This window comes from Bacillus sp. JJ1609, assembly GCF_036967045.1.
In the GTDB taxonomy this organism is placed as follows: Bacteria; Bacillota; Bacilli; order Bacillales; family Cytobacillaceae; genus Mesobacillus.
Map to the genome: position 1 here is coordinate 46,239 of NZ_JBALSS010000047.1, position 18,320 is coordinate 64,558.

Annotated in this window: 17 protein-coding genes and 1 pseudogene; all 18 read right to left on the reverse strand. The window is 43.9% G+C overall.

Going from position 1 to position 18,320, the window contains the following annotated elements; genetic code table 11:
- Window positions 1–167: 167 nt before the first annotated feature.
- Window positions 168–350 carry a preprotein translocase subunit SecE gene (gene secE, locus V7654_RS23375; RefSeq protein WP_207503091.1) on the reverse strand — a complete coding sequence of 61 codons (183 nt, stop codon included), beginning with the start codon at window positions 348–350 and terminating at the stop codon, window positions 168–170.
- A 54-nt stretch (window positions 351–404) separates the two neighbouring features.
- On the reverse strand, window positions 405–554 hold the full coding sequence (rpmG, locus tag V7654_RS23380; RefSeq protein ID WP_207503092.1) for a 50S ribosomal protein L33: 150 nt from the start codon (window positions 552–554) through the stop codon (window positions 405–407).
- Window positions 555–739: 185 nt separating this feature from the next.
- The gene (sigH, locus tag V7654_RS23385; protein ID WP_335433269.1) at window positions 740–1,390 is read right to left on the reverse strand and encodes an RNA polymerase sporulation sigma factor SigH; all 651 of its coding nucleotides are present in this window, start codon (window positions 1,388–1,390) and stop codon (window positions 740–742) included.
- 69 nt (window positions 1,391–1,459) lie between these two features.
- Window positions 1,460–1,969, reverse strand: a complete 510-nt coding sequence (locus tag V7654_RS23390; protein ID WP_335433270.1) for an NYN domain-containing protein — start codon at window positions 1,967–1,969, stop codon at window positions 1,460–1,462.
- A gap of 2 nt (window positions 1,970–1,971) precedes the next feature.
- A complete protein-coding gene (gene rlmB, locus V7654_RS23395; RefSeq protein WP_335433293.1) occupies window positions 1,972–2,724 on the reverse strand; it encodes a 23S rRNA (guanosine(2251)-2'-O)-methyltransferase RlmB in 753 nt (250 codons plus the stop codon).
- Between the two features lie 243 nt (window positions 2,725–2,967).
- Window positions 2,968–3,372 carry a Mini-ribonuclease 3 gene (locus tag V7654_RS23400; RefSeq protein ID WP_335433271.1) on the reverse strand — a complete coding sequence of 135 codons (405 nt, stop codon included), beginning with the start codon at window positions 3,370–3,372 and terminating at the stop codon, window positions 2,968–2,970.
- Between the two features lie 3 nt (window positions 3,373–3,375).
- Window positions 3,376–4,773 (reverse strand): cysteine--tRNA ligase, encoded by a 1,398-nt coding sequence (gene cysS / locus V7654_RS23405; RefSeq protein WP_335433272.1) that lies wholly within the window; start codon window positions 4,771–4,773, stop codon window positions 3,376–3,378.
- On the reverse strand, window positions 4,763–5,413 hold the full coding sequence (gene cysE, locus V7654_RS23410; RefSeq protein ID WP_335433294.1) for a serine O-acetyltransferase: 651 nt from the start codon (window positions 5,411–5,413) through the stop codon (window positions 4,763–4,765). Before cysE ends, cysS begins: the two co-directional genes overlap by 11 nt.
- Window positions 5,414–5,840: 427 nt before the next feature.
- Entirely contained in the window at window positions 5,841–7,298 is a 1,458-nt protein-coding gene (gene gltX, locus V7654_RS23415; RefSeq protein WP_335433273.1) for a glutamate--tRNA ligase, read from the reverse strand.
- A gap of 80 nt (window positions 7,299–7,378) precedes the next feature.
- Window positions 7,379–7,855 (reverse strand): 2-C-methyl-D-erythritol 2,4-cyclodiphosphate synthase, encoded by a 477-nt coding sequence (gene ispF / locus V7654_RS23420; protein ID WP_335433274.1) that lies wholly within the window; start codon window positions 7,853–7,855, stop codon window positions 7,379–7,381.
- Window positions 7,856–7,908: 53 nt separating this feature from the next.
- Window positions 7,909–8,607 (reverse strand): 2-C-methyl-D-erythritol 4-phosphate cytidylyltransferase, encoded by a 699-nt coding sequence (gene ispD / locus V7654_RS23425; protein ID WP_335433276.1) that lies wholly within the window; start codon window positions 8,605–8,607, stop codon window positions 7,909–7,911.
- A 157-nt stretch (window positions 8,608–8,764) separates the two neighbouring features.
- Window positions 8,765–9,853: a PIN/TRAM domain-containing protein gene (locus V7654_RS23430; protein WP_335433278.1), complete on the reverse strand. Its 1,089-nt coding sequence runs from the start codon at window positions 9,851–9,853 to the stop codon at window positions 8,765–8,767.
- A 448-nt stretch (window positions 9,854–10,301) separates the two neighbouring features.
- Window positions 10,302–11,375 (reverse strand): DNA integrity scanning diadenylate cyclase DisA, encoded by a 1,074-nt coding sequence (gene disA / locus V7654_RS23435; RefSeq protein ID WP_335433280.1) that lies wholly within the window; start codon window positions 11,373–11,375, stop codon window positions 10,302–10,304.
- A gap of 4 nt (window positions 11,376–11,379) precedes the next feature.
- Complete coding sequence (gene radA / locus V7654_RS23440) at window positions 11,380–12,759, reverse strand: DNA repair protein RadA (protein WP_335433282.1); 1,380 nt, start codon at window positions 12,757–12,759, stop codon at window positions 11,380–11,382.
- Window positions 12,760–13,252: 493 nt separating this feature from the next.
- Complete coding sequence (clpC, locus tag V7654_RS23445; RefSeq protein ID WP_335433284.1) at window positions 13,253–15,691, reverse strand: ATP-dependent protease ATP-binding subunit ClpC; 2,439 nt, start codon at window positions 15,689–15,691, stop codon at window positions 13,253–13,255.
- Window positions 15,689–16,778: pseudogene (locus V7654_RS23450) on the reverse strand (protein arginine kinase); the annotation flags it as partial. The pseudogene V7654_RS23450 and the gene clpC, both read right to left, overlap by 3 nt.
- 2 nt (window positions 16,779–16,780) lie before the next feature.
- Window positions 16,781–17,329, reverse strand: a complete 549-nt coding sequence (locus V7654_RS23455) for a UvrB/UvrC motif-containing protein (RefSeq protein ID WP_335433288.1) — start codon at window positions 17,327–17,329, stop codon at window positions 16,781–16,783.
- A gap of 29 nt (window positions 17,330–17,358) precedes the next feature.
- Window positions 17,359–17,820, reverse strand: a complete 462-nt coding sequence (locus V7654_RS23460) for a CtsR family transcriptional regulator (protein ID WP_335433290.1) — start codon at window positions 17,818–17,820, stop codon at window positions 17,359–17,361.
- Window positions 17,821–18,320 lie beyond the last annotated feature (500 nt).

Below are 18,320 nucleotides of genomic sequence, written 5' to 3' on the forward strand. Positions count from 1 at the left end.
CGCATCGTTAACCGAAACACTGCAACCAGAACAGAAAAGCGCAGCGGCCGCGCGCCGAGGCTAGACAATCTGAATGCGATTTTTTCAACCAAATAAAAAACCCGTTATCCGGGCTTTTAACTTGTCCTGCGTTTTATATTCTCCATTATACCATGAGTGCTCAGTGGTTATTCAAGAATTAAGCGAATCAATTCAGAAATACCAAGGTCCAACACTGCAAAGAAAAGAGCAGCAAAAGCAACAGTAGACAAAACCGTAATTGTATAACGAGTCAGCTCTTTGCGCTTTGGCCAGCTGACCTTTCTCATTTCACGTCCAACTTCACTGAAAAAATTAGTGATGCGCTGCATTTTGTAACCTCCAACTTATCGGAATTCCATATGATGATGATCTATCTGAAAACCTTATTTAGTTTCCTTATGAACTGTATGGGCACCGCAATTGCTGCAGTACTTTTTCAGCTCCAAGCGTTCTGTTTGCGTTTGCTTATTGCTCGTTGTAGAATAATTCCGCGAGCCGCATTCTACACAAGCAAGAGTCACTTTTTTATTCATATCGACACCTGCTGACTAGCTCTCTCATAAAGCTTGGTGGTTATACAGTCTTATTACAGAGTAAACTACCAATACGAAATAGCCATCTATTATATCTTTAAAAATGTAACACGGCTGCTAGATTGTGTCAATAAGTGGTTCTAAGATTAAAAGTCAGTTTTGTGGCTATTTTTCGGCAATTCAACCTACACTGACAGCTCTCTCAGCTCCAGATATCTCTCAAGCTTACGTTTCACTCTTTGGAGAGCGTTATCGATTGATTTGACATGCCTGTTGAGTTCTTCGGAAATCTCCTGATAGGATTGACCATCCAAATATAACGCCAGTACTTTTCTTTCCAGGTCACTCAGCAGCTCAGCCATTTTCACTTCAATTTGGTCAAATTCTTCCTGGTTAATAAATAATTCCTCGGGGTCCATCACTTTCGCGCCAGATAAAACATCCATCAGCGTCCTGTCAGATTCCTCATCGTAAATCGGCTTGTCCAAAGAAACGTAGGAATTCAAAGGGATATGTTTTTGCCTGGTAGCTGTCTTGATTGCCGTAATGATTTGTCGAGTAATGCATAGCTCGGCAAAGGCTTTAAAAGACGTAAGCTTGTCCTCGCGAAAATCACGAATCGCCTTATATAAGCCTATCATTCCTTCTTGTACGATATCTTCTTTGTCGGCACCAATCAAAAAATAGGAACGCGCCTTAGCCCGAACAAAATTCCTGTATTTGTGAATCAGATAATCAAGCGCATCACTTTCTCCTCTGTGCACCGCTTCTACAATCTCTTCATCCTCTAACAATATATAGGCTTCATTCAAACGATTACCGATGTCAGCACTCATCTTGATCCCCCCGCCCCGTACATACAGATAGAAATATTATACAGCAGGCTTTTTTAAGGCGTCAACAGGTCATTGCTCTCCTCTGCGCCATTTTTCAAAAATTTCTGCCACTTCTTCTGTTAGCGGTATCTTAGAACTGGGTTTTTTTTCTTGAATGATCTTCACGCGTTTTTCTATTTTTTTCTCAATCAGGTTTGTTTCTGTCAGCAGTTCCCTTGCTGATTTCCTTAAGGCACCCTGTCCAAAAATGGCCCATTGTTCGGTATAATCGGAAGTCGCTACATGGACTTGCGTTTTTCGGTTGCTGAGAGCGATCGCTAATTTTTCGATTCGTTCATCAGCTGTTTCACTTTCTTTTGTAAAAATAACTTCAACCTTGTAGTTTTGATATTTCTTTTGTGTGCCTGAAACAAAATACGCATCGAACACAATGATTACCCGATAGCCTGTATAGGCTTGATATTCAGCCATGATTTCCACCAGCCGGTCCCTGGCGGCAGAAAGCTCTTTCTTTTTCAAGCTGTTCAATTCCGACCAGGCACCGATAATGTTGTAGCCGTCAACAAGCAGGATATCCATGTCTATTCCCCTAGCGGGTGCCGTTTACGGTGTACTTCATACATCAGCAACGATGCAGCAACAGATGCGTTCAAGGAAGTTACCTTCCCAACCATCGGAAGACTTAATAGGAAATCACACTTATCGCGGATGAGTCTGCCCATTCCTTTTCCTTCACTGCCAATCACGAGGCCCAGAGGCAATGTCCCATCCAAAGCTCGGTAGTCTTGTTTCGCCGAAGCATCAGTCCCGGCAATCCAGACACCTTTTTCTTTTAATTCATCGATTGTCCTTGCCATATTTGTCACTCTTACGACCGGTATATACTCGATCGCTCCAGTGGAGGCCTTGGCAACCGTTGCAGTCAGACCCACTGCTCTTCTTTTTGGAATAATAATTCCATGAGCTCCTGACGCGTCCGCAGTTCTCATGATTGATCCTAGGTTATGAGGATCTTCAATCTCATCTAATAGCAAAAAGAACGGTGCCTCATTTTTCTTTTCTGCGGCTGCAAATAAATCCTCGATCTCCGCATATTCATAGGCTGCCACCTGGGCAACAACACCTTGATGATTGCCATCGGCAATTTGGTCGATTTTCTTCTTCGGAACGAATTGGACGATGACATTTGCTTCCTTTGCCATCCCAATAACCTGCTGCATTTGTCCGCCCTGGGAACCTTCAGCGATAAGAATTTTATTAATATCCCGCTCAGATTTCAGCGCTTCAATGACTGGGTTTTTCCCGATAATGTAATCCTGGTTCGGGTCCTGGATTTCGATTGGGTTCTGGTCATGCTTCTGCCTAGTGCCCTTGTCTGGTCTCTGCACTTTGTATTGGTCCTGTTTTTGATATGGCTTCTTGTCCCGTTCCTGGCTTTGTTTCTGATTTTGTTCCTGAGTTTTTTTCGGGCTGCGGTTCAGATCCTGTTTTTGGGTCTGGAACTGATCCTGTTTCTTATTCTGTTTCGGGTTCCGGCTCTGTTTCTGTTTCTGGCTCATGTGGAATGTTCCTCCCATCTATTCTTCAGCAAGTGCAAATATCGTGGTAATCAATTCTTCTATCCGTTCCTCATTGCCTGCAAGATACAAAGAACCGATCAGTGCCTCAAATGCTGTGCTGTAACGGTAAGTTTGGACATCGGTGTTTTTCGGGACAGATCCTGATTTCGCATTGCGGCCTCTTTTTACAATCGTTACTTCTGATTCGGACAATGCCTCCATCTCAAACAGTTTATGGAGAAATTTCGCCTGTGATTTTGCCGATACATACGCTGTCGCTTCTTTATGCAGCTGGTTTGGCCTTACCTTACCGCTTTGCAGCAGGTGATGCCGGACATAAAGTTCAAATACGGCATCTCCCATATAAGCAAGCGCAAGACTATTCAATTGTTTTTCATCAACTTTTTGTTCATAATGCAGCATCATTTAGCCTCTTTTCCATCTGATGCCTTGCGGAGTATCTTCAATGATGATGTTCATTTCCTTCAGCTGATCGCGAATCTCATCCGCAAGCTTGAAGTCCCTGTCTTTTCGGGCCTGTGTCCGCTTTTCGATCAGCGCTTCAATTTCTTCATCAAGCAGTTCTTCGTCCTTTAATGACAGGCCAAGAACACCAAATAGTGTTTCAAATTCATTCATGAATGCTTTTATTACTTCTACAGCCGTATTTTTCTCCATCAAATACAAATTCGATAACTTAGAAAGCTCAAATAGGTTCGATACTCCATTGGCAGTATTGAAATCGTCATCCATATCCTTGATGAATTGCTCATGGAGCGATGCAATATTACCAAGCCATTCCTGATTATTCTCGGTAAGATTAGCACTGGCATCCATTCGGTGCTTTAAGTTCTGGTAAGATGTTTTCAAGCGTTCAAAGGCAGCCTTTGTATTTTCGAGCAGCTCTTCGCTGTAGTTAATCGGATTGCGGTAATGCACCGAAAGCATGTAGAATCTTAGAACCTGTGGATCATGCTTTTTAATGATGTCATGCACTGTGACAAAATTGCCAAGTGATTTTGACATTTTTTCATTGTCGATATTGATATAGCCATTGTGCATCCAATAGCGGGCAAATGTCTTTCCAGTTAAAGCCTCTGACTGGGCAATCTCATTTTCGTGGTGAGGGAACGCTAAATCCTGTCCGCCAGCATGGATATCGATTGTATCTCCTAGATATTCCCGCGCCATAGCCGAGCATTCGATGTGCCAGCCTGGACGGCCTTTGCCCCACGGGCTATCCCAGGAGATTTCTCCTTCCTTCGCTGTTTTCCAAAGCACGAAATCAAGGGCATCCTGCTTCTTTTCTCCAACCTGAATTCTTGCTCCTACCTTCAATTCATCAATCGACTGGTGTGAAAGCTTCCCGTACTCATTGAACTTCTTCGTGCGGTAATAAACGTCCCCGCCTGATTCATATGCAAAGCCTTTATCGATCAAAGCACTGATAAAACCAATGATCAGGTCCATTGTTTCAGTTACCCTTGGATGAACATCTGCTTTCTTGCAGCCAAGAGCGTGGACATCTTCAAAATAGGCATTGATGAAACGTTGTGCGATTGCCGGAACGTCTTCACCCAATTCATTTGCAGCCTTGATCAGCTTATCATCCACATCTGTGAAATTTGATACAAAACGGACATCATAGCCACGGAATTCCAGATAGCGCCGAACCGTATCAAAAACAATAGCCGGACGGGCATTTCCAATATGAATGTAATTATAGACAGTAGGTCCGCAAACATACATTTTAACTTTTCCCTCTTCTAGAGGGATAAACTCGTCTTTATTTCTCGTTAATGTGTTATAGATTTTAATACCCATTTCCCATGCCCCTTCCTTGCTTCGCTTCTTCCAGTTCTTTTCCCAGTCTAGACAACTCTTCCTCGATATCCTTGCATCTGTCAGATACCGGATCCGGCAAATCCCGGTGATTCAGGTCCTTTTTGATCCTGACGCCATCTTGGATGACGATTTTGCCCGGTATCCCGACGACGGTTGAGTTTGGCGGTACATCCTTGAGAACGACAGACCCTGCACCCACCTTAGAATTTTCTCCAATCGTAATCGAACCTAATACCTTTGCACCTGTCGCGATCAGCGCATTGTCTTTTACGGTCGGGTGTCGTTTGCCTTTTTCCTTCCCTGTTCCACCAAGGGTAACTCCCTGGAATACTGTTACATTATCGCCAATTTCACATGTCTCCCCGATGACGACTCCCATCCCGTGATCGATGAAGAAACGCCTGCCAATCTTGGCTCCCGGGTGGATCTCAATCCCCGTGAAAAAGCGGCTGATTTGCGAAATGACTCTCGCGATAAAATAAAATTTTCGTTTGTAGAATGCATGTGCCAATCGATGAGACCAAATGGCATGCAATCCGGAATAAGTAAGGATCACTTCCAGAGCGCTTCTGGCTGAAGGATCCTGGTCAAAGACCACATCTATATCTTCCTTGATCATTTTAAACAAGGTGAAATCCCCCTTTATTAAGCATTTTCTCGACTGCCGGACAGCCTTAAATAAAATAAAAAAGCGCCTCTGTCGTTAGACGACAGAGACGCTTGGATGCGCGGTTCCACTCTGTTTAGGTCCGCAACATAAATTGATGCAGCCTCAACTTTAGCCTGTTAACGGGGGGTCCCGCCCAATACTACTAAGACAGCTGCTGTCTGTTCGTAAAAGGACTCAGAGGCGCATTTCAAACAATGAGAGGCCTGAACCACTTTCAGCCGGTGATGGTTCTCTCTAATAAGCGTCATTCTTCTACTTTTCCTCTTCAACACTTTAAGATTTATGGAATTACTCTTACTATATTATATTTTTGTTCATCTGTTAACTAAAAGACTTAAAAAATTTATTAGCCTATGCTGTCGCCCTAAAGAGCCTATTATCCTAACAGCTTTGTGACTCTTTCCATCACTTTTTGTTTTCCGATCAGTTCCATCGCAAGCATCAGGTCTGGACCATGAGTCTGTCCAGTCGCAGCCGCTCTGACAGGCATGAATAGCTTTTGGCCTTTTTGGCCTGTCGCTTTTTGAACAGCCTTAACCGCTGCTTTGATTGCGTCAGCCTTGAATTCCTCAAGTTGCTCGATTTCTGCAAGGAATGCTCTTAAAACTTCTGGAACCTGCTCACCAGCAAGGACTTCTTTTGCTTCCTCATCATAGTTTACCTCATCGCGGAAAAATAAATCCGACATCTCAACGATTTCTGCTCCGAAGCTCATTTTATCGTGATACAGGGAAATGAGGCTGCGAACCCATGCATTCTCTTCCTCAGTACGGTTTTCATTGACCTTTCCAGCTTTCACGAGGTGAGGAAGTGCAAGTTCAACTACCCGGTCCAAATCAGCTTTTTTCATGTACTGATTGTTCATCCATGCAAGCTTTTGCTGATCAAACAAGGCAGGTGATTTCGAAAGCCTTGCTGGATCAAAAATCTCAATGAACTCTTCCTTAGAGAAGATTTCTTCTTCACCTGAAGGAGACCATCCAAGCAAAGTGATGAAATTAAATAGTGCTTCAGGCAGGTATCCAAGCTCTTCATACTGCTCAATGAACTGGATGATCGATTCGTCACGCTTACTTAGCTTCTTGCGGCTCTCATTGACGATCAGCGTCATATGTCCGAACACTGGCGGCTCCCAGCCAAATGCTTCATAAATCACAAGCTGCTTCGGAGTGTTTGAAATATGGTCATCCCCGCGAAGAACGTGAGAAATCTTCATCAAATGATCATCAAGGACAACAGCGTAGTTATAAGTAGGCGTGCCGTCCTTCTTTACGATGACAAAGTCGCCCATTCCATCAGATTCAAAGCTTACCTGGCCTTTAACCATATCTTCGAAAGCGATGATTTTGCCTGCAGGCACTTTGAATCGAAGACTCGGCTGGCGACCTTCTTTTTCAAACTGCTCCTGCTGCTCTGGAGTCAAATGGCGGCACTTGCCGGAATAATGAGGAGTCTCATTGCGGGCAGCCTGTTCTTCGCGTTCCGCCTCCAACTCTTCCTCCGTGCAGTAACACTTATAAGCAAGACCTTTTTCAAAAAGCTCCTGATTGTATTTTTCATAAATATGGTTACGTTCAGACTGGCGGTATGGACCATATTCTCCGCCTACATCCACGCTCTCATCCCAGTCGATGCCAAGCCATTGAAGGTACTTAAGCTGGCTTTGCTCTCCACCTTCGATATTGCGTTTCTTGTCTGTATCTTCAATGCGGATAATGAACTTTCCGCCTCTGTTGCGTGCGTATAAATAATTAAAAAGTGCTGTACGGGCGTTCCCGATATGTAAATGCCCAGTCGGACTCGGCGCATAACGCACTCGAATATCTGATGACATAGTGAATCCTCCTCTAATATTGCTATCCATTATTGTATCATTTCCTATGGGAAAAACGGAAGTAGCTCGGATGATTGGTTTTACACTTTTTTCAGTAAAACAACAGCCTGGGCGGCAATGCCTTCTTCCCTGCCTGCGAAACCTAGTTTTTCTGTAGTCGTCGCCTTAACATTCACCTGGTCAGGAGTTCCCTCCAACAGAGCGGCAATCCTTTGACGCATCGGCTCGATGTGCGGTGCCATCTTTGGTTTTTGGGCGATGATCGTGCAATCGATATTCACAAGCTCATATCCTTTTTCCTTAACGATTCCCCATACATGCTCAAGCAATTTAGCGGAATCCGCATCCTTGAATTCAGGGTCAGTATCCGGGAAATGCCTGCCGATATCCCCTTCCCCAATCGCTCCAAGACATGCATCTGCAACTGTATGTAAAAGTACATCCGCATCCGAGTGGCCTAGCAGACCTTTTTCATAGGGAATGGTTATACCGCCAATAATCAACGGGCGTCCTTCCGTCAGCTGGTGTACATCGAATCCTTGCCCAATACGAAACATATAACTAACTCCTTTTAAGGCTTTATTTTATTAACGTTAATCCTGCAATGAATCTATTTAATTCCTGCCTCTTTCCGTTTGCGCAAGATGGCTTCAGCAAAATATAAATCCTCAGGTGTGGTCAGCTTTATATTATCATAGTCACCTTCAATGATGGCGACTTGATGTGGAAGCCTTTCGACAAGACTGGATTCGTCCGTCCCAATAAATTGTTCGCTCACAGCTTTGTTATGCGCTTCAAGCAAAATGGAAACGCGAAAAGCCTGCGGGGTCTGGACTGCCCACAAGCTTGAGCGCTCAACCGTTTCGATTACCTGGCTGTTCACCGCTTTTTTGATCGTATCTTTAACCGGAACCGCAACGATTGCGCCGCCCTCTTTGCTTGCTGCTTCCACTAGTGCATGGATCGTTTCAGCTTTTATAAAAGGCCTCGCCGCATCATGCACAAGCACAACACCCTCAAATGATCCAAGCACCTTCAGCCCGTTATAAACACTGTCCTGCCGTTCCTTCCCGCCAATGACGAGTGAGGATACTTTATGAATCCCGTATTCTTTCAATAATAGCTTAAATTCAGCCTCATCATCCGGATGGATGGCGAGAATGATACCCGAGCATTCCAAATCGGCATTAAACACCTTTAATGTATGGATGAGGACAGGTACTCCTTCAAGTGTTAAAAGAAGCTTGTTTTTTCCTGCTCCCATTCTCTTGCCCTGTCCCGCTGCCGGGATAATGACCTGATAAGGCATACGAAAACTCCAATCTATTTTTTACAGATGAACGGGCAGCTAAGACCCCAGCTTCAGTCCTTCAAGAAGGTAAGCGGGACATAACTGCCCATACATACTGATTCATCCATTTAGTCATGACGGGGAGAAACCCGAAACTATAAATGGCTGAATCAAACTATAATGCTTTTTCCAATAATTTTGGCTTCGCAAAAATCATCCTGCCTGCAGATGTCTGCAGCACACTCGTTACAAGCACATCAATTCGCTTACCGATGTAGTCGCGACCTTCCTCGACAACGATCATCGTGCCGTCGTCAAGATATGCGACACCCTGATTGTGTTCCTTTCCATCCTTGATTACCTGGATGTTCATTTCTTCCCCAGGAAGGACCACGGGTTTTACCGCATTTGCAAGGTCATTGATATTCAGCACCGCAACCTTTTGCAATTCACATACCTTGTTCAAATTGAAATCGTTCGTTACTACAACACCATTTGTCAGCTTCGCCAGCTTTACAAGCTTGCTGTCTACTTCCTGAATATCATCAAAATCGCCTTCATAAATCTCTACCTTAATCCTAAGCTCCTTTTGGATACGGTTAAGGATGTCCAATCCGCGGCGGCCGCGATTTCGCTTTAGCGCGTCGGATGAATCAGCAATATGCTGCAGTTCTTCAAGGACAAATTGCGGGATTACGATAATACCTTCAAGAAAACCAGTTTGGCAGATATCAGCAATCCTTCCATCAATAATCACACTTGTATCAAGAATTTTCCATTCTCTTGCACGCTCTTCTTTCTCAACCTCTTCTTCTTCACTGCCTTTTTTCTTTGATTTGGAAAATAAACCAAGCAACTCATCACGTTTCTTAAATCCCACCTGGAATCCAAGATAACCAAATAAAAGAGTAAGGAGCGTTGGGGCAACTGTATTTACAATCGGTACCTGGATTGCATTAAGGGCAAAGCCAACTAAAAAAGCTACTAGCAAACCAAAGAAAAGACCCACACTGCCAAAAATAACATCAGTGATTGGCGCCTTGAGCAGCGATTCTTCAGCCCACTTCACAAAATTGGTCACATGGTCAACAGCCCAAAAAGTAAGAAGATAAAAAATAAGTGCGCCCAATACAGCAGTAACATAAGGATTATTGATGAGAGTCATGTCTCCCATTTTCATTAACGATAATAAATCAGGAATTAAGAATATACCAAGCGTTCCCCCAATGATCAGGAAGCAGGCTTGAATGATACGTCTTAACATCCTTTCACCTCCTTTTACTCATTATAAACAACTTCTAAAATTTGAAACCCTGCTTATGGATAAGATTTTTTTAATTGCCCATTCCGCAACAAGGCTGTGGTCCTTGATGAGCCTTAAAGTATTGCGGTGTTAAACTTGTCTGTTGATCTCCGCTCCAATCAACAGGTGCTAAAAATCAACATCCACCTTCATCGCAGCATAAGCATTAAAAACTCCAAATAAATACATGTAAAATCTTAATTATCTCCTTGCCTGCAAACCAAGTCTATTTGTCCAAATCACTGGCCCAAAAGAATATACGTTTTAATTGGCATAAAAGTTACGTAAACAGCCTAACTATTTTAAGAAAAAATAATCATCCTGCTATTTCCAGGATTCACTCTCCCTTAAAAGTAGCATCGGGCTATACGGGTGTCAATTTAAAAGCAGTTCCGCCAAATAGTGTGAATTACATCTGGCGGTCTGCCATCAGCTGGTCCCTGATCAGCTTAAAGCCTTCTTTAATTTTCCGGGCTCTGACTTCACCAATTCCTTCAACGTCATCTAAATCTTCGACCGATGCCGAAATCAAATTTGTGAACTTATTGAACCTTTTGATCAAATTTTCGACGATGATCATCGGCAGTCTTGGAATCTTGTTCAGCATCCTATAGCCTCTTGGGCAAATAAATTCATCCATATGGACATACCCCTGGTAGCCTAGCAATTTTAAAATCGTCGTATCTTCAATGACGCCAGCTTTTGAAAGCTCCTGGAAACGCGCCAGCACTTCCTCTGCCTTCACATCGCTCTCTGCAGAATAATCCTTGATGACCAGCAGGGCCTCTTTCTCGATTTCAGACAGAAGCTCGTGCATCTGCAGACGAATCAGCCTGCCCTCCATCCCCAGCTCACTCAAATAAGTTAAAAGCTCAGTCTTGATTCTTAATACCATTTCGAATCGATGGATGACCTGCAGCAAATCATTATAGGTAACCAAATCTTCGAATTCCAGGATTCCAAGATTAGTAATGCTTTTCTCAAGAACGACCTTGTACTTCTCAAGCGTCTGGATTGCCTGATTTGCCTTCGTTAAAATAACCCCGATTTCCTTCAAGGCATAGCGAAGGTTCCCCTGATACAGGGTAATGACATTCCGCCGCTGGGATATCGCAATGACAAGAGCTTTCGTCTGTCTTGCTACCCTTTCCGCCGTCCTGTGCCTCATCCCGGTCTCCGTCGATGGCACGCCCGTATCAGGAGCAAGCTGTGCATTTGCGAACAGGATTTTACTGCCAGTTTCATTCAAGATAATCGCGCCATCCATCTTTGCAAGCTCATATAAAAAACTCGGACTGAATCTGCAATTGATTTCAAAGCCGCCATCCAGAAGGCTTTTGACTTTTTCATTGTAGCCAAAGACAATCAGCCCGCCCGTATTGGCACGGAGTACATTATCGATGCCATCCCTGACTGGTGTTCCCGGAGCGATAAATTGTAGGATTTCACCTAATTCCTTTTCTTCGAGGCTTTTATTCTCCAATCCATCAACCCCCTAAGGTGACTTTTAACGCGTGGCTGACAGATGAGACACCGATTAACTCTACTCCCCTAGGTGGAGTCCATCCGCCAAGATTGTTTTCTGGTAAAATAATTCTCTCAAAACCAAGCTTCGCAGCCTCCTGAACACGCTGCTCAATCCTTGAGACCCTTCTGACTTCCCCAGTCAGTCCTACCTCGCCAATAATACAATCGGAAGCACGGGTTGGTTTATCCCTGAAGCTGGAAGCGATGCTGACAGCGACAGCAAGATCGATTGCCGGTTCATCCAATTTCACTCCGCCGGCTACCTTCAAATAAGCATCCTGGTTCGCCAGCAGCAGTCCGACCCGTTTCTCAAGTACAGCCATCAGCAGCGAAACTCGGTTGTGGTCAATTCCGGTCGCCATTCTCCTTGGGTTCCCAAAACTGGTAGGTGAGATGAGTGCCTGGATTTCTACCAGAACAGGACGTGTCCCCTCCATCGATGCCACCACAGTAGAGCCCGAAGCTCCTTGGGACCGTTCTTCTAAAAAGATTTCCGATGGGTTTGCGACTTCTTCCAAACCAGCTTCCTTCATTTCGAATATACCCATTTCATTCGTTGAACCGAAACGGTTTTTAACCGCACGCAAGATTCTGTATGTATGATGTCTTTCACCCTCAAAATACAAAACAGTATCCACCATATGCTCGAGAAGTCTAGGTCCAGCAATTGAGCCTTCCTTGGTGACATGTCCTACAATAAAAATGGCGATACCCTTTGTTTTCGCTATTCTCATCAATTCCGCCGTACATTCCCTAACCTGCGAAACACTCCCCGGAGCCGAAGTCACTTCAGGGTGGAAAATCGTCTGGATCGAATCGACAATCACAAAATCAGGTGTTGTATTTTCAATTGTAAGGCTGATTTCATGCAAATTTGTCTCTGAATATACAAGCAAATTAGGAGAGGTCACCCCGAGGCGGTCAGCACGCAGCTTTGTTTGCCTCATTGATTCTTCCCCTGATATATAGAGAACAGAGTGATCCTTTTTCGCCAACTGGTATGAGACCTGTAGCAGCAGCGTCGATTTGCCTATTCCCGGATCCCCGCCGATCAAAACGAGGGAACCCCTGACAACCCCGCCTCCAAGTACCCTGTTCAATTCATTCGAGTCCGTAGTGATACGCGGTTCACTGACAGTTTCAATCGAAGTGATCGGAGTCGCCTTGGCAGCCACTGAAGAACCGCTGGCATTAGTAAAAGCCCCTTTTCGAGTCGATCCAGTGCTTTCCACTTCCTCTACCATCTTGTTCCACTGCCCGCATCCAGGACATTTCCCCATCCATTTCGGAGATTCATAGCCGCATTCCTGGCACATGAATTTTGTTTTTCTTTTTGCCATTTTCTTAGCCTCGCCATCTATCAATAAAAAGTATTATCTCTATTGTAATGCTAAACATTCATCAAAAGAAATGATTGGAACTGAAGTAGATGTGTAAATTTTTCTGTTTTATATATTTATGCTCATCAGATTATGACCCACTTATAAACTTCTTGGATCTAATGACTCTATATGAGGGCAAATCAGGAGCTTTTTCTTCAGATTAATTGTTCTATCCAATCCCGATAAGACAAACCGAAAACCATTTATTCGGCGGAATTGTTCTCAGGAACCTTATGATGACCACTCTTTGGCTTTCTCATTCTCGGGAACCTTTCGATGACCACTCATTTGCTTTTTCGGACTTCGAGTTGTTCTAGGAACCCTTACGAAGGCAACTCATTTGCTTTTTCGGACTTCGAGTTGTTGTCGAGAACCTTACGCCAATAATCAGTAAAAAAAGGGTACACGTAGTTTATGTACGTATACCCCTTATTTTAACCTGTTAAGCAATTTAAACCTTTGCAGACCCTTCTGGCGTTTTCACGACGAACTCGCCATTTTCTACATCAATAATGACATTTTGGCCTGTTAGGACTGTACCCTTTAGCAATTCTTCAGATAGCTGATCCTCAATATGCTTCTGGATTGCCCGGCGTAATGGACGAGCGCCATACTCTGGATCATAGCCTTCTTCAGAAATTTTATCTTTTGCGGCTTCTGTTAATTCAAGCGTAATTTCCTGCTCCTTCAAACGCTTCACAAGCTGGTCGGACATCAATGTCACAATTTCCTTCAGATGTGGTTTCTCAAGAGCATGGAAGACAATGATTTCATCGATACGGTTAAGGAATTCCGGACGGAAGGCTTTTTTCAGCTCCTCCATTACTTTGCCCTTCATATCTTTGTAATCCTGCGCCCCATCCTGAATGTTGAAACCAACATATTTATTGCGCTTCAACGCTTCGGCTCCGACGTTCGACGTAAGAATCATAATCGTATTGCGGAAATCGACTGTACGTCCCTTTGAATCAGTCAATCGACCATCTTCAAGGACTTGAAGTAAAATATTGAACACATCAGGATGTGCTTTTTCGATTTCATCAAGCAAGATGACGGAATAAGGTTTTCTGCGAACCTTTTCAGTCAGCTGGCCGCCTTCATCGTACCCTACATATCCTGGAGGTGAACCGACGAGACGGGAAGTCGAATGCTTCTCCATGTACTCTGACATATCCACGCGGATCATCGCATCTTCATCGCCAAACATTGATTCAGCAAGAGCTCTTGCCAATTCCGTTTTACCTACACCTGTAGGCCCCAGGAAGATGAATGAACCAATTGGACGTTTAGGGTCCTTCAATCCAGCACGTGCACGTCTTACAGCTTTAGAAACAGCCTTAACCGCTTCCTCCTGGCCGATGACGCGAGAGTGCAGGATTTCCTCCAAATTCAATAGCTTATCTGTTTCAGTTTGTGCAAGCTTCGTAACAGGGATATTCGTCCAGCTGGACACAACATTCGCAATGTCCTCAACTGTGACCTCGCTATTTTCCTTGCCCTGTTTTTCTTTCCACGTTTTCTTCGTATTTTCAAGCTGTTCACGCAGGCGCTGTTCTGTATCCCTTAATGAAGCAGCTTTTTCAAACTCCTGGCTTTGTACTGAAGCATCCTTCTCCTTGCGCACTTCCTCCAGCTTCACCTCAAGCTCCTTAAGGTTAGGCGGAGTCGTGTAGGAGCGCAGGCGCACCTTAGAACCAGCTTCGTCAATTAAGTCAATCGCTTTATCCGGAAGGAAACGGTCAGAGATATAACGGTCAGACAGCTTTACTGCCGCTTCAATCGCCGCATCCGTAATCGATACTCTATGGTGTGCTTCATAACGGTCTCTCAGCCCTTTTAAAATCTGGACGGATTCCTCAGCAGTTGGTTCATCAACTGTGATCGGCTGGAAACGTCTTTCTAACGCTGCGTCTTTTTCAATATATTTACGGTATTCATCTAGCGTCGTTGCCCCGATACATTGAAGCTCACCACGAGCGAGTGACGGCTTAAGGATATTGGAAGCATCAATCGCACCTTCTGCTCCACCGGCACCAATCAATGTATGAAGCTCATCGATGAACAAGATGATGTTTCCGGCCTGGCGGATTTCATCCATTACTTTCTTAAGACGGTCTTCAAATTCACCGCGGTATTTGGTTCCCGCTACAACAGTTCCCATATCAAGAGTCATAACGCGCTTATCGCGAAGAATCTCAGGAACTTCATTATTAACGATTTGCTGTGCCAACCCTTCAGCAATCGCTGTTTTACCTACACCAGGCTCCCCGATCAATACAGGGTTGTTCTTTGTCCGGCGGCTAAGCACCTCTATAACTCTCTGGATTTCCTTGCTTCGGCCGATAACAGGGTCAAGGCTTCCTTCCCTGGCAATCGCAGTTAAGTCCCTTGCAAGGCTATCAAGCGTCGGAGTGTTGGCATTTGCTGCCCCGCCACCCTGATGGCCAGATGTTTCATTGCTGCCTAACAGCTGCAACACCTGCTGGCGTGCTTTATTCAAGCTTACACCAAGGTTATTCAGCACTCTGGCAGCCACACCTTCTCCTTCACGGATCAGGCCAAGAAGGATATGTTCTGTGCCAACATAAGAATGTCCAAGTTTTCTTGCTTCATCCATTGACAGCTCGATGACCTTTTTAGCTCTTGGCGTATAGTGAATGGTTTGGGAAGTTTCCTGGCCGCGGCCAATCAGGTTCTCAACTTCCTTTTGGATTTTCTCGGCACCTAGACCAAGTCCGTATAATGCCTTCGCAGCAATTCCTTCTCCTTCACGCACAAGGCCAAGTAAGATGTGTTCTGTACCGATATTGTTATGTCCAAGGCGGATTGCCTCTTCCTGTGCGAGTGCCAATACTTTCTGTGCTCTCTCTGTAAATCGTCCAAACATCATAAGATCATCCTCCTGACTCTTCTTTTGTTTCCATTTTCAATCGTTCTCTTATTAAAGCAGCTCTGCGGATATCTCTTTCGTTCGGCCTTAGTGGCCCGCCCGCATACTGCTGTAAAAACCCTGGTTGAGTTAAAATCATCAGTTCATTTAAAATCGATTTTGATATATTTTCTATATACCCCATATCAATGCCAAGCCGCAAGTCTGACAGGCATCGGGCAGCTTCCTTCGTTTCAATGATCCTGCTGTTTGCCAGGATTCCATATGAACGAAAGACTCTGTCTTCTAATTGTATGTTAGAAGTTTTCGCTAATGCTTCTCGGGCCGACCTTTCCTGAGATATTATCTGGCTTACAACGCTTTTCAGGTCTTCTACGATGTCTTCTTCAGATTTTCCTAATGTGATTTGATTGGAAATTTGAAAAATATTACCGAGAGCTTCACTGCCCTCGCCGTATATACCCCTTACCACCAAACCAAGCTGATTAATCGCCGGCACAATCCGATTCATTTGCTGCGTCATGACCAATCCTGGAAGGTGCATCATGACTGAAGCCCTTAGACCCGTTCCTGCGTTTGTCGGGCAGCTGGTCAAATAACCAAATTTCTCATCGAAAGCATAATTCACATGCTCCTCCAGCCAATCATCAATCTCATTTGCAGCCTTCAAGGCTTCCGTCAGCTGGAATCCAGGGAATAAACATTGAATCCTTAAATGATCTTCTTCGTTGATCATAATGCTGATCTCTTCATTTTCAGATAAAAGACATGCACCATGGATGCCGTTTTCGGCAAGATGGGGACTAATTAAATGTTTCTCGACAAGTACTCTTTTTTGTAATTGTGGGATTTCACCCATCTTTATCATTTCTAGATGCTCAACGTTTGGAATATGGCTATTGTTTACCCGTTCCATTATTGTGTCAATGACTGCCTCGGCTTCACCGTTAGTAAAAAACGTAGGAAAATTGTATTCATCAAGGTTTCTGGCAAAACGGATTCGAGAGCTGAGGACAATGTCAGAATCAGGTCCATCATCACTCATCCAGGAGCTGACAGCCTGACTGATAAACTTCTCCAATGACAAGTCTACTCCCCTCCCTCTTGCTTCTCTGCTAATTTCCTTTCCAGATCTCTTATCTGGTCCCGGGTCTCAGCAGCTTTTTCGAATTCTTCCTCTGAAATAAGATTTTTTAATGTTAGCTTTAGATCATCGATTGTTTTTCTTAAATGGATATCCCCGCCGATTCTTTTAGGGATTTTTCCATTATGTGTGTAATTCCCGCTATGGAGCCTTCTAATGATGGGAGTCAACTGATCCCTGAAAGCATCGTAGCAAGTTGCACATCCAAATCTGCCGACTTTCACAAACTGAGGAAAAGTCATTGAACATTGCGGACATTGAAGGATTTCCTCCACTTGGAAAGCTTCCTTCTTTTCCTCCGTAAAACCTGGCTGCATATTCAACAATCCGGCAAGCAGGCTATTGATCGAAAAACCTGGTCCGTTGTTCATCATAAACATTTCGCCTTTTTCCTGTGCGCACCGTTCACATAAATGCAGCTCAGTTTTTTCGCCGTTTAAAGAATTCGTGAAGTGCAGCGTTGCCGGCCTCTGATTACACTCTTGGCAGATCATGCCCTCACCTCTTTACCTCTGTTCTGATATTATTTATATTTCAATGCCATCAACATTGCCTTTAGCATTCTCGAGCGAAGCTCATCCCTCAGCGGCAGTTCAATATACAGAACAGACCTGTCTAAAACGCTCAGCATGATTTTCGCCTCGCGGTTCGTCACGACATCTTCTTCCACTAGACGGTAAATGACATCATCAGCACTGCTTTGAGAAATCCGTGTGTTAATCAAAGACAATAAATCATCAATCAAGTGTGCATGATCATAAATCTGGACTTTGATGATACGGATATATCCGCCTCCGCCCCGCTTACTTTCAACAAGGTAACCTCGTTCAATCGTGAATCTAGTATTGATGACATAATTGATCTGGGACGGCACGCATTGAAATTTATCGGCGATTTCGCTACGCTTGATTTCAACGATATCCTGGTCGCTCATTTCCAAAACCTGCTTGAGGTAATTTTCTATGATGTCCGATATATTCCTCACTAAACCTCCCCCTATCTGACTTTGACTATATTTGACATTAATTATACAAAAAAATTTTTACCCTTGCAATTAATGCAACTGTATTTATTTTCGCCAAATTTATGTATGCCAAAACCTGCTAAGTGGGGGTGTTGGTTATTATACCCATTTTAGAACAAGTGGAAACTTGTCAGGATCGAGAGAAAGAAGATTTTTTATAACTGAGAACATGAGTGGAACATGGGGACGGTTCTTCTGTTCATTTTTTATTTCTATGGTTGTGTTAAAGGTCAATGTTGATTTTTAGCACCTGTTGATTAGATGAGTTTAGAAGTGGGGATATTTGTTAAACTGTTACATTGTAACAATCTAATCCAGATTATCATGTGATAATTTAGCAAATAAATTTTCGAACCGAAAATACACAAGAAAGTAACGCTTACTCATTAGCAGAATTTTATTTTCCAAACAGCGGGAATCTTTTTCCTAGACCAGATTTTAGAAGACACAAAAAAAGAACA

Bases quoted from the DNA above. Each gene is read 5' to 3' on its own strand.
- secE (WP_207503091.1), bottom strand. From the start codon at position 350: ATGCAGCGCATCACTAATTTTTTCAGTGAAGTTGGACGTGAAATGAGA.
- rpmG (WP_207503092.1), bottom strand. From the start codon at position 554: ATGAATAAAAAAGTGACTCTTGCTTGTGTAGAATGCGGCTCGCGGAAT.
- sigH (WP_335433269.1), bottom strand. From the start codon at position 1,390: ATGAGTGCTGACATCGGTAATCGTTTGAATGAAGCCTATATATTGTTA.
- V7654_RS23390 (WP_335433270.1), bottom strand. From the start codon at position 1,969: ATGGATATCCTGCTTGTTGACGGCTACAACATTATCGGTGCCTGGTCG.
- V7654_RS23400 (WP_335433271.1), bottom strand. From the start codon at position 3,372: ATGCTGCATTATGAACAAAAAGTTGATGAAAAACAATTGAATAGTCTT.
- cysS (WP_335433272.1), bottom strand. From the start codon at position 4,773: ATGGGTATTAAAATCTATAACACATTAACGAGAAATAAAGACGAGTTT.
- cysE (WP_335433294.1), bottom strand. From the start codon at position 5,413: ATGATCAAGGAAGATATAGATGTGGTCTTTGACCAGGATCCTTCAGCC.
- gltX (WP_335433273.1), bottom strand. From the start codon at position 7,298: ATGTCATCAGATATTCGAGTGCGTTATGCGCCGAGTCCGACTGGGCAT.
- ispF (WP_335433274.1), bottom strand. From the start codon at position 7,855: ATGTTTCGTATTGGGCAAGGATTCGATGTACACCAGCTGACGGAAGGA.
- ispD (WP_335433276.1), bottom strand. From the start codon at position 8,607: ATGCCTTATCAGGTCATTATCCCGGCAGCGGGACAGGGCAAGAGAATG.
- V7654_RS23430 (WP_335433278.1), bottom strand. From the start codon at position 9,853: ATGTTAAGACGTATCATTCAAGCCTGCTTCCTGATCATTGGGGGAACG.
- radA (WP_335433282.1), bottom strand. From the start codon at position 12,759: ATGGCAAAAAGAAAAACAAAATTCATGTGCCAGGAATGCGGCTATGAA.
- clpC (WP_335433284.1), bottom strand. From the start codon at position 15,691: ATGATGTTTGGACGATTTACAGAGAGAGCACAGAAAGTATTGGCACTC.
- V7654_RS23455 (WP_335433288.1), bottom strand. From the start codon at position 17,329: ATGATCTGCCAAGAGTGTAATCAGAGGCCGGCAACGCTGCACTTCACG.